Source organism: Chitinophaga sp. OAE865, from assembly GCF_040546735.1.
In the GTDB taxonomy this organism is placed as follows: Bacteria; Bacteroidota; Bacteroidia; order Chitinophagales; family Chitinophagaceae; genus Chitinophaga; species Chitinophaga polysaccharea_A.
The window spans coordinates 780,118-799,386 of record NZ_JBEPOF010000001.1 but is presented as its reverse complement, the minus strand read 5'-3'; the positions used below and the strand labels follow the sequence as shown (position 1 = coordinate 799,386).

The window sequence follows — 19,269 nt, the reverse complement described above, 5'->3', positions numbered from 1 at the left end:
TTTTTTATCAGTGAATTATTTAAATAGACATTGATCTTCTGGGAGCCCTTACCCGCTTCAGGATCCAGGAGAGGGTAAAAGTGGGGATAAAGTCGGTTCCCGGGAACAGCTCTTCCATGAAGTTAAAAACACTGCCGAAAGTACCAATGGTGCCGCCAAACATGCGATAGAAAATAATAGCAGAAATGGGGGCCCAGATAAAATCGCTTACGTCTCCTAATACCGGCACTGCATAACTGGCGCAGCCCAAAACATCCATCAGGATACAGATCCACAAACTGGGAGTATATTTTTTTTCCATTTTCAACCTCCGCTTTTCAATACATAAACAAATTACTTACCAAATTTCGAAACTAACTGCAATCTACAATATTAACGCGGGATGAGTGCGGTTGGTTTTACTGGAAAAATAAAATGCGTATTTCCACGTTATTTTTGCCCCTAAAAGGAGTACCACGCTTGTAAGTACGCATAATTTCGACTACATTGATGGCAGTTTTAAAGCAAACCTTTTTATGCATCAGGAAAATTCACGCCGCGATATGATTAAAAAAGTGGCCACTATGGCATTAGCATCCACTGCGTTATCATCCCTTTCCAACAGGGTATCTGCCCACGACCAGGCAGTAGACGAAAAACTGAAAGGAAAAATCAACCACTCGGTATGCGCCTGGTGTTACAATATACCACTGGATGAATTGTGCAAGGCCGCCAAAAAGATAGGCATTAACTCCATAGACCTTGTTGATCCGAAGGACTTCGACATCCTGAAGAAGAATGACATGATCACCGCCATGGTGGCCAGTAATGGGCCGGATTGGGGTATCACCAAAGGGTTTAACAAAGTAGCCCACCACGATAAACTGGAAGAGTATTTTAAACATTATATAGATGAAACTGCGAAAGCCGGTTTCACTAACCTGATCTGTTTTTCGGGTAACCGTGAAGGTATGAGCGACCAGGAAGGTATTGAAAACTGTACCAAGGGCCTGCAAAGGGTGGTTGGCTATGCCGAGAAGAAAAAAGTAACCCTGGTAATGGAGCTGCTGAACAGTAAAGTAAACCACCACGACTACCAGTGCGATCATACTGCCTGGGGCGTAGAGCTCTGTAAATCAGTTGGTTCTCCAAATTTTAAGCTGCTATATGATATTTACCACATGCAGATCATGGAAGGGGATGTAATCAGCAACATCCGCGAATACCACGAATATATTGCGCATTACCATACCGGCGGCGTACCAGGCCGTCATGAAATTGACGAAACCCAGGAGCTGTACTACCCGGCTATAATGAAAGCGATCTACGAAACCGGCTTTAAAGGACATGTGGCACAGGAGTTTATTCCGGCTCATAAAGACCAGATCGCATCTCTTCGCCAGGCCATAAGCATCTGCGATCTCGCTTAAATTCATAAATATATCCTACTTTCGCGGACCAGTCTACTAAAACAGTAGGGTATACAATATGAATCAATATTATAAAAAGCCTTTATCATGGCTGCTCAGCGAGTCGGCCAGTGAAAACAAAGATACCCTCAAACGTACACTGAATGGCTTTCAGCTGCTGATGCTGGGCCTGGGTGTTATTATCGGTGCGGGGCTGTTTTCCCTTACAGGGCCCGCAGCCGGTAATAACGCCGGGCCGGCAGTTACCCTTTCTTTCGTAGTGGCTGGTGTTGGCTGCGCCTTTGCCGGCCTTTGCTATGCTGAATTTGCATCTATGATCCCGGTAGCGGGGAGTGCATACACTTACGCCTATACAACTATGGGCGAGCGGCTGGCCTGGATCATAGGGTGGGACCTGGTACTTGAGTTCTCTGTAGGCGCCGCCACAGTGGCCATTAGCTGGTCCAACTACCTGGTGGCGTTCCTTGCAGGTTACAAAATATACATCCCCGCACAGTTTTCACATTCTCCCTTTGAAACCATCACCCTGGCCAATGGCGTAACAACGCACGGCTATTTCAATCTTCCCGCCGCACTGGTAATCATACTGATGTCGGCCATCCTGATGCGGGGCACCAAAGGTTCTGCCATATGGAATGCAGTGGTAGTGTCGCTCAAAGTGGGCGTAGTGCTTGTTTTTATTGCTCTTGGCTGGAAGTATATACAGCCGGCCAATCTTACCCCTTACATCCCTAAAAACACGGGCAATTTCGGCGAATATGGCATATCGGGCATTCTGCGCGGAGCCGGCGTTATCTTCTTTGTGTACCTCGGCTTTGATATTGTGAGCACCGCCGCCCAGGAAACCAAAAACCCACGGCGTAATATGCCCATAGGCATACTTGGATCGCTGGCTGTTTGCACGGTCCTTTTCATCCTGTTTTCACATGTGCTCACAGGCCTGGCGCCTTATAAAGAATTCAAAAACAGTGCGGCTCCTGTGGCCATCGCCATCGCACATACGCCCTACAAATGGCTCGGCCAAATGATTATACTGGCTATCATTGTAGGATATACTTCCGTGATCCTGGTAGATCTGTGGGGACAATCGAGGGTGTTTTACAGTATGTCTAAAGATGGATTACTGCCAAAGATTTTTTCTGATGTTCATCCCCGTTACCGTACTCCCTGGAAATCGAATATACTTTTCTGTGTGTTTGTAAGCTTATTTGCTGCACTGGTGCCTATAAGAGTAGTGGGGGAGATGACCAGCATTGGTACACTGCTGGCGTTTGTAATTGTATGCGCTGGGGTTTGGATCATGCGGTATGCTATGCCGGATGCTCCGCGGGCATTTAAAACGCCATGGGTACCATTTGTGCCCATCATGGGTATTTTAACCTGTGCTGTTATGATGGCCTTCCTGCCCTGGGACACCTGGCTACGTCTTATTGTATGGATGGCAATAGGTATGGTGATCTATGAACTTTATGGTAAGCAACACAGTAAAGTGCGCAACCAGCTGAAAAGTTAATATTTCCAGTCCTGCCGCAATACCCCCATCACCACCATATCCACATATTGCCCGTGCAGTTTGGCACTGTGTCGTAAAGTACCTTCCCTGGCAAATCCCAGCTTAATCGGGATTTGCCCGCTACGCTCGTTCTGCAGCACAAAGCGGATCTCTATTTTATTCAGGTACAGCTTTTTAAAGGCAAAGGAAATAAGCCCTTTGCATGCGGCGGTAGCGATGCCTTTCCGCTGGAATTCTTCTCCTATCCAATAGCCTATTTCTGCTTTCTGCAACTGGTGGTCCCACCCATGCAGGTCAATCACTCCGCAAAACTGGTTTTTATACCATACGCCCAATGCAATAGCTTCCTGTTCCTCGGCTTTGCGTAACATCAGTTCTATAAAACGAAGAGAGTGCTCTTCATTGGTATTGTAATCTACCCAGGGTAAAAACCTGCGCAGACTTTTACGTGATACATCCAGCTGTTTATATACCAATGGGGCATCCGGGGCCTGTAATTGCCGTAGGTATATATCTTCATTAACGGTTATTTCGAACATAACTGGATTTAAAAGGGTGCTAAACTTACACCGATTTCCTGTAAAATCCAATTTGCGCGCAGTAAATAGCCGCTGACCTTTAGTCCTGTTATATGGAACTAAGAGCCAGCGGCTGTTTATTCTCTACTTATTACCATTTACTGTTTCGCTAACAACTGTTGCTTTGCCATATCTCTTACTACCTGCTGAGCATATAATACGGCCATTCTTTCCGTTGTTGGCGGGTCGAAAGACTGTGACTGCACAGAGTACAGCATTTGTCCGCTCTTCATATCATACAGGTTGGCTTCCCATTGATATTTGGTGTTATAGGTATAGTATCCGGGAGCATACATCCGGGATGACCACATTGAGTAATAAGGCCAGAAGCCATAATAACCGTAGGGCGAATAATTGGGAACAAAGTTTCTTTCCCTGCCTTTATCCAGCATTACAATGGTCATGATCTGGTTTACATCACTGCCCTGTAACTGCTTCAACACCTGCTTTTCTGTCATTTTAGCCATGTCGTTGGGACCATAGGTTTGCAGTGCGGATACAGCATTATACCCTTTTTTCCTCAGTTCCGTTACAGTATAATTTTCCATCTGGCTGCGCAGTGTACGGTCTTTCTGAGGTACCAGCGCCATTACCATTATTTTGTTATCCTTTTGCAGTTGCTGTGCATCATTTGAACGCCAGGAAGACGTTACTTTGGTGCTTGAGCAGGCTGCCATGGCTATGATTGCAAATCCTGCCATGATAAGACCCAGCTTTTTCATATTCCCTCCTTTAGTTTTTATTGGTTTGTATCTGTTAGACGTAGAACCGGGCAATTTGTAACATGCACATGATAGTTTTAACAATTCTTTGAGACTTGTTAATAATTTGCTAATGAATAACTTACACACAATAAAAAAGGCATGCCGTTGCGGGCATGCCTTTAAGTATAAATGTTTCCTATCAGTAATTGATTACCTGCTCTTCTATAGCTGCAGGCAGCTCCCTGAATTTGTACAGTTGTGTACGTAATTGTGGTTCAAAGCCAGCTTCACGGATAGCCTCCTGCATAGACAGGTAGGTAAACCGGTGAGGGGCTCCGGCGGCACTTACCACGTTTTCTTCGATCATGATAGAACCAAAATCGTTAGCGCCGGCATGCAGGCAAAGCTGCGCCACCTGCTTACCCACGGTTAACCAGGATGCCTGGATATTTTTAATGTTCGGCAACATGATGCGGCTCATGGCAATCATGCGGATATATTCTTCAGCCGTGGTCATGTTATGCACGCCACGGATCCTTGCCAGCAGGGTATCTACGTCCTGGAAGGTCCAGGGAATGAAAGCGGTGAACCCGTAATGCCCTTCCGGTTTTTCGCTTTGCACCTGCCTGATGTCTACCAGGTGCTCAAACCGCTCCAGTACTGTTTCCACGTGGCCGAACATCATGGTAGCGGAAGAAGCAATGTTCAGCTTATGTGCTGCGCGCATTACATCCAGCCATTCCTGAGCGCCGCATTTACCTTTGGAGATAAGACGGCGTACACGGTCGTTCAGTATCTCTGCACCGGCGCCGGGAAGACTGTCCATTCCCGCTTCCTGCAGCGCGCGAAGCACTTCTATATGCGTACTTTTTTCCAGCTTGGTAATATGTGCCACTTCGGGGGGGCCGAGTGTGTGTAATCTTAACTCGGGATATAGCTGCTTCAGCTGTTTGAAGAGATCTACATAAAAGCTGAGGCCCAGTTCCGGGTGATGCCCACCCTGTAACAGCAGCTGATCACCGCCATACTTAAGAGTTTCATCGATCTTCCTTTTGTACTCTTCGATAGGTGTAATATAGGCCTCCTTGTGGCCGGGAATACGATAAAAATTACAAAACTTACAGTTCGCCGTACATACATTGGTGGTATTAACGTTCCTATCTATCTGCCAGGTTACCTTTCCGTGCGGAACCTGCTGCTTGCGTAACTCATTGGCTATTTCCATTAATTCGGCCAGCGGAGCATTTTCAAACAGGTAAACGCCCTCTGCTGCTGTCAGAAACTCAAAGTTCTGCGCCTTTTTGTATAAATCCTGAAGTTCCATATGCATTTTTCTAACCCTGAATAACTTTAACAAAGGTAGTATTTAGGCAATTACCGCCTGTAATAAAAATATTTTATACGAACACTATTTAATGTTAAATTTATAGCAATACACATTCCCTGCATCAACCACGTATGCTTAAACCAATTCTGTTACGCTTCATGCTGCTTCTGGCAGCCGCCGGTACATCAATGAGCACTAAAGCCGGAAATGCCACGTTCGATAACGATAGTACTCGCGAAGCTATGCTGATCACCCGCTTCCACTTTAAGCAATACTATGGGGGAGTAGTAGTTGTGCAGGCACTGGTAAGCAATTACCCCGATACCCTTCAGTTTATCCTCGATACCGGCAGTGCAGGCATTTCATTGGATACAACCACCTGTCTCAGATTGGGCATAGCCATGGAACCTTCCGACCGGATCATCAAAGGGCTCGGCAGCTCCAAACCCGTTTCCTTTGCACGGCACCATTCCCTGAAGCTCCCCGGCCTAAAGGTTGATAGTCTTGATTTTCATATCAACGACTATGAACTGATCAGCCAGGTGTACGGCATCCAGGTAGATGGCATCATCGGATACAGTTTACTGAGCCGGTATATTGTTACGATCGACTATGATACAGAAGAAATTATTATTTACTCCAAAGGAAAATATACTTACCCCAAAGGAGGCCAGCTATTACGGCCGTCTCTCACACAGATTCCGTTAATATCCGCCCCGTTGAAAAACGCCGTGCGCACCATCACCAACCGCTATTATTTCGATACCGGCGCTGGTATGTGCCTGTTACTGTCTTCCCAGTTTGTGAACGATAGCAGTGTATTACAGGGCAAAAGGCGCCGCGCCAAAAAGATCATACAAACGGAAGCCCAGGGCCTTGGCGGCAAAATGACCATGTCGCTCACCACCGTAAATGAATTCCGGATCGGCAATTACAGCTTCCGGAATGTGCCGACTTACGTGTTTGACGATAAAAGCAACGTTACCGCTTATCCTTTTCTTGGCGGAATGATAGGGAACGATTTGCTACGCCGTTTTAACATAACGCTCAATTACAGCAAGAAGGAGATATACATGCTGCCCAATACGCATTTCCGTGATATGTTCGACTATTCCTACACAGGCCTGATCATTTACCTGATCGACGGAAGGGTAGAAGTAACCGATATCATCAAAGGATCGCCGGCTGAAAAGGCCGGCTTCCGCACGGGCGATATTATCATGGGCATTAACAACAACCTGGGCCCCAACCTCCAGCTGTTCCGCGAACTGCTCAAAAATATAGGCACCCGGGCCACCTGCCTGATAAGCCGTGATAAAGAACTTCTCATTAAAAAATTGCCAATAAAAAGTATTCTTTGACGTTATTTGTGTCATGTGGCGCTTTTTATTGACAGTAACCATCTTATACAGCTTTGCCCTAATGCCTGCCCATGCCCAGCGCAGAGGCTCGTCAGCACCAGTAACAGATAATTCAAAACCGGTAGCCGTTATTCCCTTTGAGCTTATCAACCGGCAGGTGGTTATTCCGGTAGTTGTTTCAGGAAGCGCAGATACCCTTCATTTTATTTTTGACAGCGGGGCGGAAGTTACTGTATTGCACACCAATACGGCCGCCAAATTACAGCTGAAAAATGCCGGCAATGCCTTTCTAACCGGCACCAACAATGCAATGGCTAAAACAGAACTGGCCACCATCAATGCCATTTATCTGGAAGAGCTCCGTATTCCGTACCTGAAAGTATACCTGGAAAACCTCAGCACACTTGGCCCTGTAGATGGGATCATAGGCATCGCCTTGCTGAAACTGTATATTGTAAAAATAGACTACCGCTCCAAACAACTGGTACTTTATAAATCAGGGAAAACACCCATTGGAAATACCGGCCGGTTACTGCATTTTCAGCTTAACTTCAGCACTCCTGTGATTGATGCATCTATCCAGCTGCCGGATGGGCGCCGGTTACCCGGTCATTATCATATTACCACCGGTGGCGACTATGGTATCCTTTTTAACTGGCCCTATGTAGATAAATACAAACTCAATACCCTGCTTCCCACTATCAATACAGACCGCGTACAGGATATGCTGAAGGTATTGTACTATATCAATAGTTCCGTGCCTTCACTGGAAATGGGAGGCCGCAGTATTCCCAATGTACCGGTAAGCTACAGCAAAGACATCGATGACCTCGGGGTATTTACCGAAGTAGCCGGCTCCATTGGCTATGATATCTGGAAAGACTATACTCTTATCATTAATTACGACAAAAAGGAGCTGTACCTGGAGTAGCTTTTTGCTGGTTTGGGCTAAAAGCTTACGGTAATTCCCTATTTTTACCGTATTGACCAATAAAAAGATATGATCCATTATAATAAGTTTACGCTGGCAAACGGACTGAGGGTGATTGTGCACGAAGACCATACTACGCCGATGGCGGTATTAAATGTACTTTATGATGTAGGAGCGAGAGATGAAAACCCGGCACAAACGGGCTTTGCCCACCTGTTTGAGCACCTCATGTTTGGGGGATCCATCAATATACCCTCTTACGATGAACCTTTACAGATGGCCGGCGGTGAAAATAATGCCTACACAACCAGCGACCTGACCAATTACTACATCCAGCTACCTGCAGAAAATATCGAAACAGCCTTCTGGCTGGAAAGCGACCGTATGCTTTCCCTCGCCTTCGATGAAAAAAGCCTGGATGTACAACGCAAAGTGGTGTCGGAAGAATTTAAGGAACATTATATCAATAAACCTTATGGAGATGTATGGCATAAAATGCGGGAGCTGTCGTACACTACGCATCCCTACCGCTGGATGACCATCGGGAAGGAATTATCCCATATAGAGAATGCGAAGCTGGAAGATGTAAAAGCATTTTTCTTTAAATATTACCGCCCGGTAAACGCCATACTTGCCGTAGGCGGCAACGTTACGGTAGACCAGGTAAAAGCCCTTGCGGAAAAATGGTTTGGCGATATCCCTTCAGGGGAAAAATATCAGCGTAACCTGCCGGTGGAACCGCCACAGACCGCAGCGCACAAACTGGAGGTAAAAGCCAATGTTCCGCTGGATGCACTGTACAAATGCTATCACATGTACGCCCGTACGGATAAACGCTACTATGCAGCCGACCTGATCTCCGACATCCTGGGCGGCGGCAGTTCCTCCCGTTTGCACCAGGTACTGGTAAAAGAAAAAAAACTATTCAGTAATATTGAGTGTTATCATTTTGGCAGCCTCGACGCCGGCTTACTAACCATAGAAGGAAAGCTGGTAAAAGGTGTTAAAATGAAAGATGCAGAAAAAGGGATCCAGCTGGAACTCGAAAAACTGCAACAGGAGGTTATCTCAGAACGGGAATTGCAAAAAGTAAAAAACCGCGTCGAAAGTTTACTGGCCTTCGAAGACATGAGCTTACTGAACCGCGCCAACAATCTGGCCTTTTATGAACTGCTGGGCGATGCCGCACTAATGAACCGCGAATTTGAAAATTATGAGGTAGTAACTGCTGCCGCCATCCATGAAGAAGCAGCACTTCTTTTTGATGAAAAAAATTCAAATACCATTTACTATTACGCTGCCAGCTAGCACAGTGGCTTCATCCAGCCCTCACCCTTTAAATAACACATCATGAACAGAACGATTGCCCCTCCCATCAAAGATGCGGTGGATTTCGATATAAAACTGAAACCGTATGAACAGTACACACTGGACAACGGCATTCCGGTATATGTAATGAAATCTGATGAACAGGAAACATTACAGCTGGAACTGGTGTTTCCCGCTGGTACCTGGTATGAAAGCGAAAGCCTGGAAGCCACTGCTACCAACTTTCTCATGAAAAATGGCACCAGTAAACACACATCCCAGCAAATCAACGAAAACATAGATTATCATGGCGCTTACCTTAACCGTAATGCATACCATGAAAATGCCACCTATACGCTTCATTGTCTTACCAAACACACGGAAGTACTGCTGCCGGTGCTGCAGGAAGTGATCCTCGACCCGGTATTTCCGGAAGAAGAACTGAACCTGTATAAACAGAACCAGAAACAAAAACTGGCCGTCAACCTGCTCAAATGCGACTTTGTAGGCAACCGCTTTATTGATAAATACCTGTTCGGCGAGTTCCATCCTTATGGCCGTGTAAGCTCCATGATGGCGTATGATGCCTTACAATCCGAAGGCCTGCAGGCCTTTTATAAAAAACATTATACCTACAACAACTGTAAGATCTTTGTAGCGGGTAACCTTCCGGCCAACATGATCCAGCTGCTGAACCAATACTTTGGCACCACCAAATGGAATGGGGAAACACATCTGGTAAAACTTGACCTGCCTATACAACCGGCTGAGGAAAAAAAATTCCGGATCTTTAATGATGAAAACGGTGTACAGGGCGCCGTGCGCGTTGCACGTCATTTTCCTAACCGCTACCATCCCGATTTTCCCAAGATGCTGGTGTTGAACACTATTTTTGGCGGCTACTTCGGTTCCCGCCTGATGAGCAACATCCGGGAGGAGAAAGGTTACACATATGGTATCTATTCCCAGTTATATAACTTCCGGCAAACCAGTGCACTGAACATTCAAACAGAGGCAGGCCGCGATGTTTGCGAAGCAACGATCGATGAAATTTATAAAGAACTGCAGCGTCTCCAGCAGGAACCTGTTCCAAAAGAAGAACTGGATCTTGTGCGCAATTATATGATCGGCTCTATCCTTGGCGACCTGGATGGTGCATTCCAATTGATCCAGCGCTGGAAAAACCTTATTCTCAACGATCTTGATGAAAGCTATTTCTATAACAATATCAAAACAATTAAAACCATTACAGCCGAAGAATTACAGCAACTGGCCCAGCAATATTTTACACCAGGTGATTTTTACGAGCTTGTAGTGATTTAAAAAAATACGTTTTTAACAAAAAATAAAAGGTTTCCATTAATGGGAACCTTTTATTTTTGGAGAACCTATATTATCCCCGACATTTAAACGCAACTATAATGGATTCCTTACCGGATTATATTACTATCAATAAGGAACTGTGGAATCAGCGTACTGGCGTTCATGCAGGTTCTGAGTTTTACGATATCCCCGGATTTCTTGCCGGGAAAAACTCGCTCAAAGAGATAGAGTTACCTTTGCTTGGAACACTGCAGGATAAAAGGGTGCTTCACCTGCAATGTCATTTCGGGCAAGACTCCTTATCACTGGCCAGGATGGGGGCCGTCGTAACAGGCGTGGACTTTTCAGATGCGGCTATTACACTTGCAAATGAACTCACCAAACAGTCGGGGCTTGAAGGAAAAGCCAGCTTCGTTTGCTGCGATCTTTACAGCACACCGGATCATGTGGATGGTACTTTTGATACGGTATTTACTTCTTATGGCACCATTGGCTGGCTACCGGACCTCGACAAGTGGGCGGCTGTAGTGAATCATTTTCTGAAACCCGGCGGCTCATTTGTAATGGCGGATTTTCATCCTGCCATCTGGATGTTTGATAATAATTTTAAAGAAATCATCTATAGCTATTTCAACACTCAAACCATAGTGGAGGAAACAGAAGGCACGTATACAGATGGTGGAAGCAACATCCGGCATGCGTCCTATTCATGGAATCATCCGTTGAGTGAAATCGTTTCCTCTTTAATTACTCAGGGCCTGCAGCTGCAGATATTCCGGGAGGTCGATTTTTCTCCCTATAATTGTTTTAGTAACACTATTGAAAAAAACGGGCGCTTTTATATCCGGGGAATGGAAGGAAAGCTGCCAATGGTATATGCATTTAAATTCTTCAAACCGTTATAACATGAAATCTTTTTTTATCTTTCTTTTATTGATCTCAGGCGCCGTGGCCGCCTTCTCACAATCGCAGTCGGAACTGAATAAGCAGGCCGGCCAGGAATATAAAAACGCCGATAAAAAGCTGAATGATATTTACCAGCTGATACTGAAAGACTATGCGGCCAACAAAGCGTTCATCAAAAATCTGAAAGATGCACAGCGGATCTGGATACAATTCCGTGATGCACAGGTTCAGGCCATGTACCCGGCTGCCGCTAAAAGCTATGGCAGTGTGTTTCCAATGTGCCGGGCCAATTACATGACCGAACTTACTAATCAGCGTACCGAAGCGCTTCGGGTATGGCTAAACGGGCTCCCACAGGGAGATGTATGCACCGGTTCCATCGGGGATAAACAGGGGAACCAATGATTATTATTATTAATATTAGTATTTTATTAAATATAATTTGTATATTTGACGATCACACAGTACCTATGCGAAACCTGATAATTTTTCTTACGGTATTTCTGTGTTCGAAAGCGTATTCACAATCACCGCAACAAACAGCGCTGGACACACTTGAAAACCGCTACCAGCAATGCCTTGGCAGTAGCCGCGATATGTATAGCTGTGCAGTTACCTACTATAAGCAGCTGGACAGTTTACTGAATACCACTCTTCAACATCTCTACCTGAGCCTTGACAGCGGGAAACAACAGCTGCTGCAGGAAGAGCAACAGGCATGGGAAACAAAAAAAGAAGAGTATTTTAAGAAGATAGATGAGCGGGTGGAAAAGATGCACAAACGCACCATGGAAGGACTGGATGATGAGATGATCTCTACGGATAATAAAGCTGCTTTTATCAGGGAAAGACTAACCACCCTGCTCAGTATTTAATATTTTCACTCCGTACAATGAATACCCCCTGTACGGAGTGAAAATATGATCAAAGCCGCTCCTGGTGCCTCAGCCAGCGCTCCGGCATTTCATTGTTGCTGGCCATCAGGTAATCGTTATATGCACAAGGCACAAATTCGCTGTCGGGTAGCTGCATCCACCAGCGCCCGGTTTTTTTGCTCTTCAGAAAAACGGTTTCTATATCGGAGAAGGCTATATGAAATTCCCAGAAAGCGTCGCGGTCATCCAACAGCGCTTCCTTATTTTTCACTGCACGCCCATCCATAAAATACCACATCATCTGTGAGATCTGCCGGGCAGTTAGGTGTTCTTTATCTTTCTCAGGGCGATAGCCATAAATGCCAAAAGAGGAGAGACGGCTGCTCATACCGGCATACCTGGCCAGGGAGCAGGCTTCTTCGCCACTGAAGCCGTTGGGTGAAAGCTGGTTGGCAGGGGCGTCTGTATGCCTGATAATGTTGATATCAAGACTGAACAGATCTGAATGGCGCAGTACCGGTTCAGCCTCCTCCATGTTCTCCCGGATACGTCCAAGGCGGTAGCAGTCGAACCGGAGCTTATCCAGCGTTTCTAACATTCTCGGATGTACGAAATAACTTTGGAATCCGATATGATTATAATGCCGCAGGTAATTAGGCTGCTCAGTAAGTATATCCATCAGAAAGCGCTCGCTGCGTATACCGGAGTCTTCTTTCAGGTCTATCAGCGCATCTGCTACAGTAGCTTCAATAATTAGTTGCTGCGACGCATAGGCCTTATATTGCGGGTAAGTAAGATCATGGGAACCTCCGAGGATAATTACGGTTTTATTGGCGGATAACAGCTCTGCTACTACTGTTTTCATGGCTGCATATGCATCTGCCAGGAAAGCGCCCGGCAGCAGGTTACCTACATCCGCCAGTTTAATATCGCGGTGCCAGTTATAAAGTCTGAAGAACTCTCTGCGTATGGCATCAGGGCCATGGGTGTTTGTTTTACCGGATACATCTCCTCTTTCCTCTCCAACTCCCAGCAGAATAATATCAGCTGCATCTATATCCGGATGGTGATCATCTTCGTATGCATCCACCACGCCTCCTACCTGGAATGGGTCGTATTCCTGGTCGTCGTTTAAAAATGCTTTTGAGACAGGATGTAAAAAATCCTGCAGATGCGAAAAATCTGCCATCAGTAAATTGCGTTTATTTGATGGCAAACGTACAACAAGAATTTAAAAAAAAGCAAACCAGGCAGATAAGGGCAGCGGGTCAAAGCTACTATAACGGGAATTTTGTAGAGGTAAGGCTACTAGTTCTTGTGAATAATAAATTCGAATGGCTTGTGCGACTTACGTGAAATTGCTTTTTCCAGCACTGTTCGTTTGCTGGTAATCCGACTCTTGTTACAATCCATAACTTCCATAACTGCACAGAGATAATCCATCGTCTCAATCAACGAAAGCATTTCGCTGATTTGTCTCACCGCAGATTGGATCTGCTGTTCCGTGTACCTATCTTCATGTAGCAGGATTAATAAATCTCTATCTACAGGTTTCATGAATAAAAAATTTGACTGTTCCCCGAAATATTGTTTGGCCAAGGTATCAAAGGATAGTTCAAAAAGATAAGGCAAAAATTGTTAGTTGTCAGTCGTTGTCAAAGTCGTCGTTGCTATCAAACAGATCTTCTTATCAGTGCATTCTTTTTTTATTCATGGTAGGACAGCCGCAATCGTTTTTCTTAAAAACTTTACATCCTTCCATCACTAAACATCCGCAAAGAAAAAAAACTACGATCCATTTTATACTTTTCATACTGCAGTTATATACTTGGCTATTTTTAAATCCCTTCTTTAAAGTGTTTACCTTTTCTTAACAATGCCCTTTTGTAATTTAAGCTAAATTCGTAAAAAATATTAAAATATTTGTCCACAATTATTGCGTCCCGAAAAATTTTAATCGTTCCCCTGGATTGGGGCCTTGGACACGCCACCCGGGATATTCCGCTCATCCGTGAAATGCTAAACGCAGGTTGTCAGGTTTTTATTGCAGCCGAAGGCAAACATGCTGCCTTGTTACAGCAGGAATTTCCACAACTGACCATACTCCCGTTACCTGGGTACCGCATTCAGTACGCACAAAAAGGGCAGTTTTTCGGGCTGAAAATCATCCAGCAAATACCAAAGATTTTCCGCTCGGTGAACTATGAACAGCGGTGGTTGAAGAAGATAGTAGCTGAGTATCAAATAAATGCAGTGATTTCAGACAACCGTTTTGGTTTATATCATAAAAATATACCTACTGTTTTCATTACGCACCAGCTTCTCATTAAAACGCCATTTGGTGGTTGGATAGAGCGAACCCTGCAGAAAATAAATTATCGTTTCATTAACAAATACAGCGCCTGCTGGATCCCCGATTTTGCCGGCAACAATAACCTCTCCGGCGAGCTGGCACATCCCGGCCGGCTGCCAAGGCATGTAACTTATATCGGCTGCCTGAGCCGGTTCGAGCCCCAACCTGGCGTTGCCAAAAAGTATGACCTGCTGGTACTGATCTCCGGCCCGGAGCCACAGCGCTCCAACCTGGAAAAGCTGGTACTGGACCAGATCAAACAGCTATCTATCACCGCACTTATTGTAAGCGGTAAACCAGGCACCCCGCAGCATGTACAGGTAGCACCGGGGGTTACGCAGGTTAACCACCTCAATGCCAGTGAACTGAACGAGGCCATGCTGGCTTCTGATATGGTATTAAGCCGTTCCGGGTACACTACCCTGATGGATCTGGCCAAACTGAATAAAAAAGCAATCCTTATCCCTACACCTGGTCAGTCAGAGCAGGTTTACCTGGGCGAATACCTGATGGAGAAAGGGTATTTCTATTCCCTTCCGCAGGAACGTTTTCATTTGAAAACTGCACTGGACGAAGCGGCCCGTTTCCCCTTCCGGTCTTTTCACCACGAACAGGATATGAACCAGTACAAACAGGTAGTACAGCAGTTTGTACAATCCCTCTGATATTATTTCAACAAAAAAGGCCGTCCGGATCATCGGACGGCCTTCCTCAAGATGGTATCTGTCACATCTCCCTTAAATATTTTTTACATCCGCACCGGTGTAAATCTTTCCGTTTGTAATCGCTACCGGGCGTTTCAGAAAAGAATACTCCTGTAATATCAGGCTGCGATAATCATCTTCCGTTAATTTTTTTTCATGCAACCCCATTGGCCGGTACTGCTGCGACCTGCGACTGAACAAGGATTCATAACTGCCGGAAAGCGCTTTCATTTCATCCAGCTGGGCAGGGGTGATCTTCTCTTTCTTAATATCCTGTAATATAAATCCCCGCTCCTTTGCCTTCGTTTCTTCCAGTATCTTTTTACAGGTACTGCAGGTCGACAAATGATAAATTTTATTCATTCTTTTTTATTTTTTTTATTTGTAAAGTTACATCCTCACCTTATATGGTAGTACTATCTTAATTTTGCAGATTCAAATTAAATCATGTAGGTTTAGCAATGGAAAAGAAATTATTTTTACTGGACGCCATGGCGCTGATTTACAGGGCTTATTACGCCCTGATCAGGAATCCCCGCATTACCAGCGCGGGAAGAAACACCAATGCGCAGTTTGGTTTTACCACTACTTTACTGGACCTCATCAACAAAGAAAAGCCTACCCATATAGCCGTTGCGTTTGACACGCATGCGCCTACCGAACGTCATACAACTTATACTGATTATAAAGCCAATCGCGAAGATGCCCCAGAAGACCTCCTGGATGCATTGCCGGATATAAAACGGATCATTGAAGGATTCAATATTCCTGTAGTAGAACTGGATGGCTATGAAGCAGACGACGTAATAGGCACACTGGCATGGCAGGCTGCTGATGCAGGCTATACCGTGTATATGGTAACCCCGGACAAAGACTATGGGCAACTGGTTCGTGATAACGTGTTTATCTACAAACCGCCATACATGGGCAACAAGGAAGAAATCATGGGGCCGAAGGAAGTATGCGAAAAATGGCAGATCCAGGACGTGCACCAGGTAATTGATATCCTCGGCCTGATGGGCGATGCCGTAGACAATATTCCCGGTATTGCCGGCATTGGCGAGAAAACAGCAATGAAACTGCTGGCACAATATCACACCCTCGAAAATGTGCTGGATAACGCCGATACCATTGGCGGTAAAATGGGAGAGAAGATTAAAGCGGGCCGTGAAAATGCCCTGCTCTCCAAGGAACTGGCCACTATCATCACCAATGTACCGGTTACCTTCCACGAAGAGGATTTTTGTATCAAAGATTGTGATAAAGGAAAGCTCACCGACATTTTTATGGAGCTGGAATTTAAAACACTTGGCAAAAGGATACTGGGAGAAGGATTTGCCGGCAGCGCCAGTGTGGAAGCCAAAGCACGGGTAGTTCAAACAGATCTTTTCGGAACCACCGTAATTACAGAAGAAGTTACCGTAACCACGGAAGAAACAGTGGAAACCGGCAATATCCTGCAGGCGGATAAAAATATTCATAATACACCTCACGAATACGAGGTAATCGATACCCCGGAAAAAAGGACTGCCCTGCTACAGCAATTACTGCAGCAATCCGAAATTTCTTTTGATACGGAGACAACCGGCACGGATGCCAATGAAGCAGAAATTGTAGGCATGAGCTTTTCCTTCAAAAGAGGATCTGCCTACTACATCCCCATGCCGGCAGATAACACAGCGGCACGCGCCATCATTCATGAATTTACCCCTCTCTTCCAGCATCCCAGTATTGTGCTCATCGGGCAGAATATCAAGTATGATATGCTGATCCTGAAATGGTATGGCATGGAAATTACCACTTCCCTGTTCGATACCATGCTCGCTCACTACCTGATTGAACCGGAAGGCCGCAGGAGCATGGATGCGCTCAGCGCCCAATACCTCCAGTATGAGCCGGTTTCCATAGAATCGCTCATCGGCAAAAAAGGAAAAGGCCAGGGCAACATGCGGGATGTGGAGATAGAAAAAATTAAAGAATATGCTGCTGAAGATGCCGACATCACATTGCAGCTGAAAGAAAAATTTGCGCCGATGCTGCCTGAAAAGGCGGTGGACAAAGTTTTCTATGATATTGAAAATCCACTCGTGAAAGTGCTTGCCGATATGGAGTATGAAGGTATTGCCCTCGATACCCAGGCACTGGCAGATTACTCCAGGGAACTGGAAAAAGAGATCAAACGGGCGGAAGAAAGTGTATACGAGCAGGCTGGCGTGCGTTTCAAACTGGCATCCCCAAAACAACTGGGTGAAGTACTGTTTGAAAAATTACAACTGGATCCCAAAGCAAAGAAAACACGCACCGGCCAGTACGCCACTGGCGAAGACGTACTGCAGAAGCTTTCCAACAAACATAAAATAGTAGAGGATATTCTTATTTTCAGGGAACTGAGCAAACTGAAATCCACCTACGTAGATTCGTTACCGTTATTGCTGAATAAACGTACCAACCGGATACATACTTCCTATAACCAGGCAGTGGCAGTAACCGGCCGTTTAAGCTCCAATAATCCTAACCTCCAGAACATCCCGATCCGCACAGACCGGGGACGTGAAATCAGGAAAGCTTTTATTCCCCGCAACGAGGAATACGTGTTGCTCTCTGCTGATTACTCACAGATTGAATTACGTATTATTGCCGCTATCAGTGAAGACAAAGAAATGATGGCAGCCTTTCAGCAAGGAATAGATATTCACGCTGCTACCGCCGCCAAAGTGTATAACGTAGCGCTGGAAGACGTTACCCCGGATATGAGGCGTAATTCAAAGAGCGTCAACTTCGGGATCATTTATGGCGTAAGCGCTTTTGGATTGTCTGAAAACCTCGGTATCCCCCGCAGCGAGGCCAAAATGCTGATCGATAACTATTTCGCACAGTATCCGTCTATCAAAAAATATATGGACGACCAGATAAAATTTGCTTCCGAAAAAGGATATGTTCAAACCCTGCTGGGACGCAAACGCTGGCTAAAGGACATTAACTCTTCCAATGCGGTGGTACGTGGCTTTGCAGAAAGGAATGCTATTAATATGCCCATCCAGGGCACGGCGGCAGACATGATAAAACTGGCAATGATCGCCATACACAAAGCATTCAAGGAACGAAATCTCAAGTCCCGCATGCTCCTGCAGGTACATGATGAATTGGTTTTTGATGCGCATCGCTCTGAACTGGATATTATTAAACCCCTTATATTAGATCTCATGCGCAACGCCTTGCCCCTGGCCGTTCCGGTTGAAGCGGAAATGGGCACCGGTAACAACTGGCTGGAAGCGCATTAAAATTCGGCTGTAGCAATAGCTTTTAGCAGGTAATAACTGACCCGGGAAATTTTCTCCCGGCGGGGTTGTTAAATGCTAAAAGCTAATGAATTAAATGCAAAAAGCCACTATTGTATTTCCCAAAACAGTTTACTAGTTTTCAAACATGATCCAAACACCTCGACTACAATTGTTGCCGTGCTCACTGGAGTATTTCGAATTGCTATTACAGGGCAACGATCACCTGGCCGACCTGCTTGGTATTTCTATTCCGGAAGGTTGGACAGAGTATCCTGAAATGGTACTGGTAGCATATGATAAGTTGCGCAACGACCCTGCCATGCTGGGCTGGTTCTTTTACCTCGTGATTCACCGCGCGGATAAGCGTTTAATTGGCGCCGGCGGTTTTAAAGGCAAACCCAATGAAGACGGGCTAGTGGAAATGGGCTATGAAATAGCCGCCCGATTACCGGGAAAGAGGACTGGGGACCGAAATGGCGGAAGGGCTTATCCGTTTTGCATTCGGACACTCATACGTTCACCGGGTAATTGCCCACACGGAAGAAGAGTATAATGCCTCCGTTAAAATATTACAAAAAGCAGGGATGCGATTTGTAGGTACATTTAAAAATAAAGAAGGAGAAGATCTCTGGGAATGGGAGATTACCCGGAATCACTACCAGGAAAAATAACTGTAATTCAAGTGAACAATCATTA

Annotated in this window: 20 protein-coding genes; 13 read left to right on the top strand and 7 right to left on the bottom strand. The window is 45.5% G+C overall.

Annotation, left to right across the window (positions count from 1 at the left end; translation table 11 throughout):
• Positions 1–19: 19 nt before the first annotated feature.
• Positions 20–301 (bottom strand): hypothetical protein, encoded by a 282-nt coding sequence (locus tag ABIE50_RS03385; protein WP_142684499.1) that lies wholly within the window; start codon positions 299–301, stop codon positions 20–22.
• A gap of 214 nt (positions 302–515) precedes the next feature.
• Here ABIE50_RS03385 and ABIE50_RS03380 point away from each other — a divergent pair, with 214 nt between their 5' ends.
• Both ABIE50_RS03380 and ABIE50_RS03375 read left to right on the top strand, forming a co-directional pair.
• Positions 516–1,409: a hydroxypyruvate isomerase family protein gene (locus tag ABIE50_RS03380; protein ID WP_142684500.1), complete on the top strand. Its 894-nt coding sequence runs from the start codon at positions 516–518 to the stop codon at positions 1,407–1,409.
• A 58-nt stretch (positions 1,410–1,467) separates the two neighbouring features.
• Entirely contained in the window at positions 1,468–2,922 is a 1,455-nt protein-coding gene (locus ABIE50_RS03375; RefSeq protein ID WP_209855880.1) for an amino acid permease, read from the top strand.
• Here the strand turns inward: ABIE50_RS03375 and ABIE50_RS03370 are convergent.
• From ABIE50_RS03370 to mqnC, 3 genes are all read right to left on the bottom strand, one after another.
• Positions 2,919–3,461, bottom strand: coding sequence for a GNAT family N-acetyltransferase (locus ABIE50_RS03370; RefSeq protein WP_142684502.1), 543 nt, complete (start codon positions 3,459–3,461; stop codon positions 2,919–2,921). The genes ABIE50_RS03375 and ABIE50_RS03370 overlap by 4 nt on opposite strands.
• Positions 3,462–3,598: 137 nt before the next feature.
• Positions 3,599–4,201 (bottom strand): hypothetical protein, encoded by a 603-nt coding sequence (locus tag ABIE50_RS03365; protein ID WP_354027857.1) that lies wholly within the window; start codon positions 4,199–4,201, stop codon positions 3,599–3,601.
• 202 nt (positions 4,202–4,403) lie between these two features.
• The gene (mqnC, locus tag ABIE50_RS03360; protein ID WP_209855896.1) at positions 4,404–5,528 is read right to left on the bottom strand and encodes a cyclic dehypoxanthinyl futalosine synthase; all 1,125 of its coding nucleotides are present in this window, start codon (positions 5,526–5,528) and stop codon (positions 4,404–4,406) included.
• Between the two features lie 134 nt (positions 5,529–5,662).
• Here mqnC and ABIE50_RS03355 point away from each other — a divergent pair, with 134 nt between their 5' ends.
• The 7 genes from ABIE50_RS03355 (at position 5,663) to ABIE50_RS03325 (ending at position 12,235) form a co-directional block, all read left to right on the top strand.
• Complete coding sequence (locus tag ABIE50_RS03355; protein WP_260607383.1) at positions 5,663–6,892, top strand: aspartyl protease family protein; 1,230 nt, start codon at positions 5,663–5,665, stop codon at positions 6,890–6,892.
• 61 nt (positions 6,893–6,953) lie between these two features.
• The gene (locus ABIE50_RS03350) at positions 6,954–7,823 is read left to right on the top strand and encodes a retropepsin-like aspartic protease (protein WP_209855899.1); all 870 of its coding nucleotides are present in this window, start codon (positions 6,954–6,956) and stop codon (positions 7,821–7,823) included.
• 69 nt (positions 7,824–7,892) lie between these two features.
• A complete protein-coding gene (locus ABIE50_RS03345) occupies positions 7,893–9,131 on the top strand; it encodes a M16 family metallopeptidase (RefSeq protein ID WP_142684506.1) in 1,239 nt (412 codons plus the stop codon).
• A gap of 42 nt (positions 9,132–9,173) precedes the next feature.
• The gene (locus ABIE50_RS03340) at positions 9,174–10,454 is read left to right on the top strand and encodes a M16 family metallopeptidase (protein WP_260607384.1); all 1,281 of its coding nucleotides are present in this window, start codon (positions 9,174–9,176) and stop codon (positions 10,452–10,454) included.
• A gap of 98 nt (positions 10,455–10,552) precedes the next feature.
• Positions 10,553–11,359 (top strand): class I SAM-dependent methyltransferase, encoded by an 807-nt coding sequence (locus tag ABIE50_RS03335; protein ID WP_209855902.1) that lies wholly within the window; start codon positions 10,553–10,555, stop codon positions 11,357–11,359.
• Between the two features lies 1 nt (position 11,360).
• On the top strand, positions 11,361–11,765 hold the full coding sequence (locus tag ABIE50_RS03330; RefSeq protein WP_209855906.1) for a lysozyme inhibitor LprI family protein: 405 nt from the start codon (positions 11,361–11,363) through the stop codon (positions 11,763–11,765).
• Between the two features lie 65 nt (positions 11,766–11,830).
• Positions 11,831–12,235 carry a lysozyme inhibitor LprI family protein gene (locus ABIE50_RS03325; protein ID WP_209855910.1) on the top strand — a complete coding sequence of 135 codons (405 nt, stop codon included), beginning with the start codon at positions 11,831–11,833 and terminating at the stop codon, positions 12,233–12,235.
• A gap of 49 nt (positions 12,236–12,284) precedes the next feature.
• On the opposite strand, the gene ABIE50_RS03320 is transcribed toward ABIE50_RS03325, so the two are convergent.
• Positions 12,285–13,424 (bottom strand): formimidoylglutamase, encoded by a 1,140-nt coding sequence (locus ABIE50_RS03320; RefSeq protein WP_209855913.1) that lies wholly within the window; start codon positions 13,422–13,424, stop codon positions 12,285–12,287.
• Positions 13,425–13,543: 119 nt separating this feature from the next.
• Positions 13,544–13,792, bottom strand: a complete 249-nt coding sequence (locus ABIE50_RS03315) for a hypothetical protein (protein WP_079471515.1) — start codon at positions 13,790–13,792, stop codon at positions 13,544–13,546.
• Between the two features lie 366 nt (positions 13,793–14,158).
• On the opposite strand from ABIE50_RS03315, the gene ABIE50_RS03310 reads away from it, so the two are divergent.
• Entirely contained in the window at positions 14,159–15,253 is a 1,095-nt protein-coding gene (locus ABIE50_RS03310; protein ID WP_209855916.1) for a glycosyltransferase, read from the top strand.
• 72 nt (positions 15,254–15,325) lie between these two features.
• On the opposite strand, the gene ABIE50_RS03305 is transcribed toward ABIE50_RS03310, so the two are convergent.
• Positions 15,326–15,655, bottom strand: coding sequence for an arsenate reductase family protein (locus tag ABIE50_RS03305; protein WP_142684514.1), 330 nt, complete (start codon positions 15,653–15,655; stop codon positions 15,326–15,328).
• A gap of 98 nt (positions 15,656–15,753) precedes the next feature.
• On the opposite strand from ABIE50_RS03305, the gene polA reads away from it, so the two are divergent.
• The 3 genes from polA (at position 15,754) to ABIE50_RS03290 (ending at position 19,244) form a co-directional block, all read left to right on the top strand.
• Positions 15,754–18,573 (top strand): DNA polymerase I, encoded by a 2,820-nt coding sequence (gene polA, locus ABIE50_RS03300; RefSeq protein WP_209855919.1) that lies wholly within the window; start codon positions 15,754–15,756, stop codon positions 18,571–18,573.
• A 145-nt stretch (positions 18,574–18,718) separates the two neighbouring features.
• The gene (locus ABIE50_RS03295; RefSeq protein WP_354028305.1) at positions 18,719–19,126 is read left to right on the top strand and encodes a GNAT family N-acetyltransferase; all 408 of its coding nucleotides are present in this window, start codon (positions 18,719–18,721) and stop codon (positions 19,124–19,126) included.
• On the top strand, positions 19,047–19,244 hold the full coding sequence (locus ABIE50_RS03290) for a GNAT family N-acetyltransferase (RefSeq protein ID WP_354027856.1): 198 nt from the start codon (positions 19,047–19,049) through the stop codon (positions 19,242–19,244). The genes ABIE50_RS03295 and ABIE50_RS03290 overlap by 80 nt, the downstream gene beginning before the upstream one ends.
• Positions 19,245–19,269: the final 25 nt, after the last annotated feature.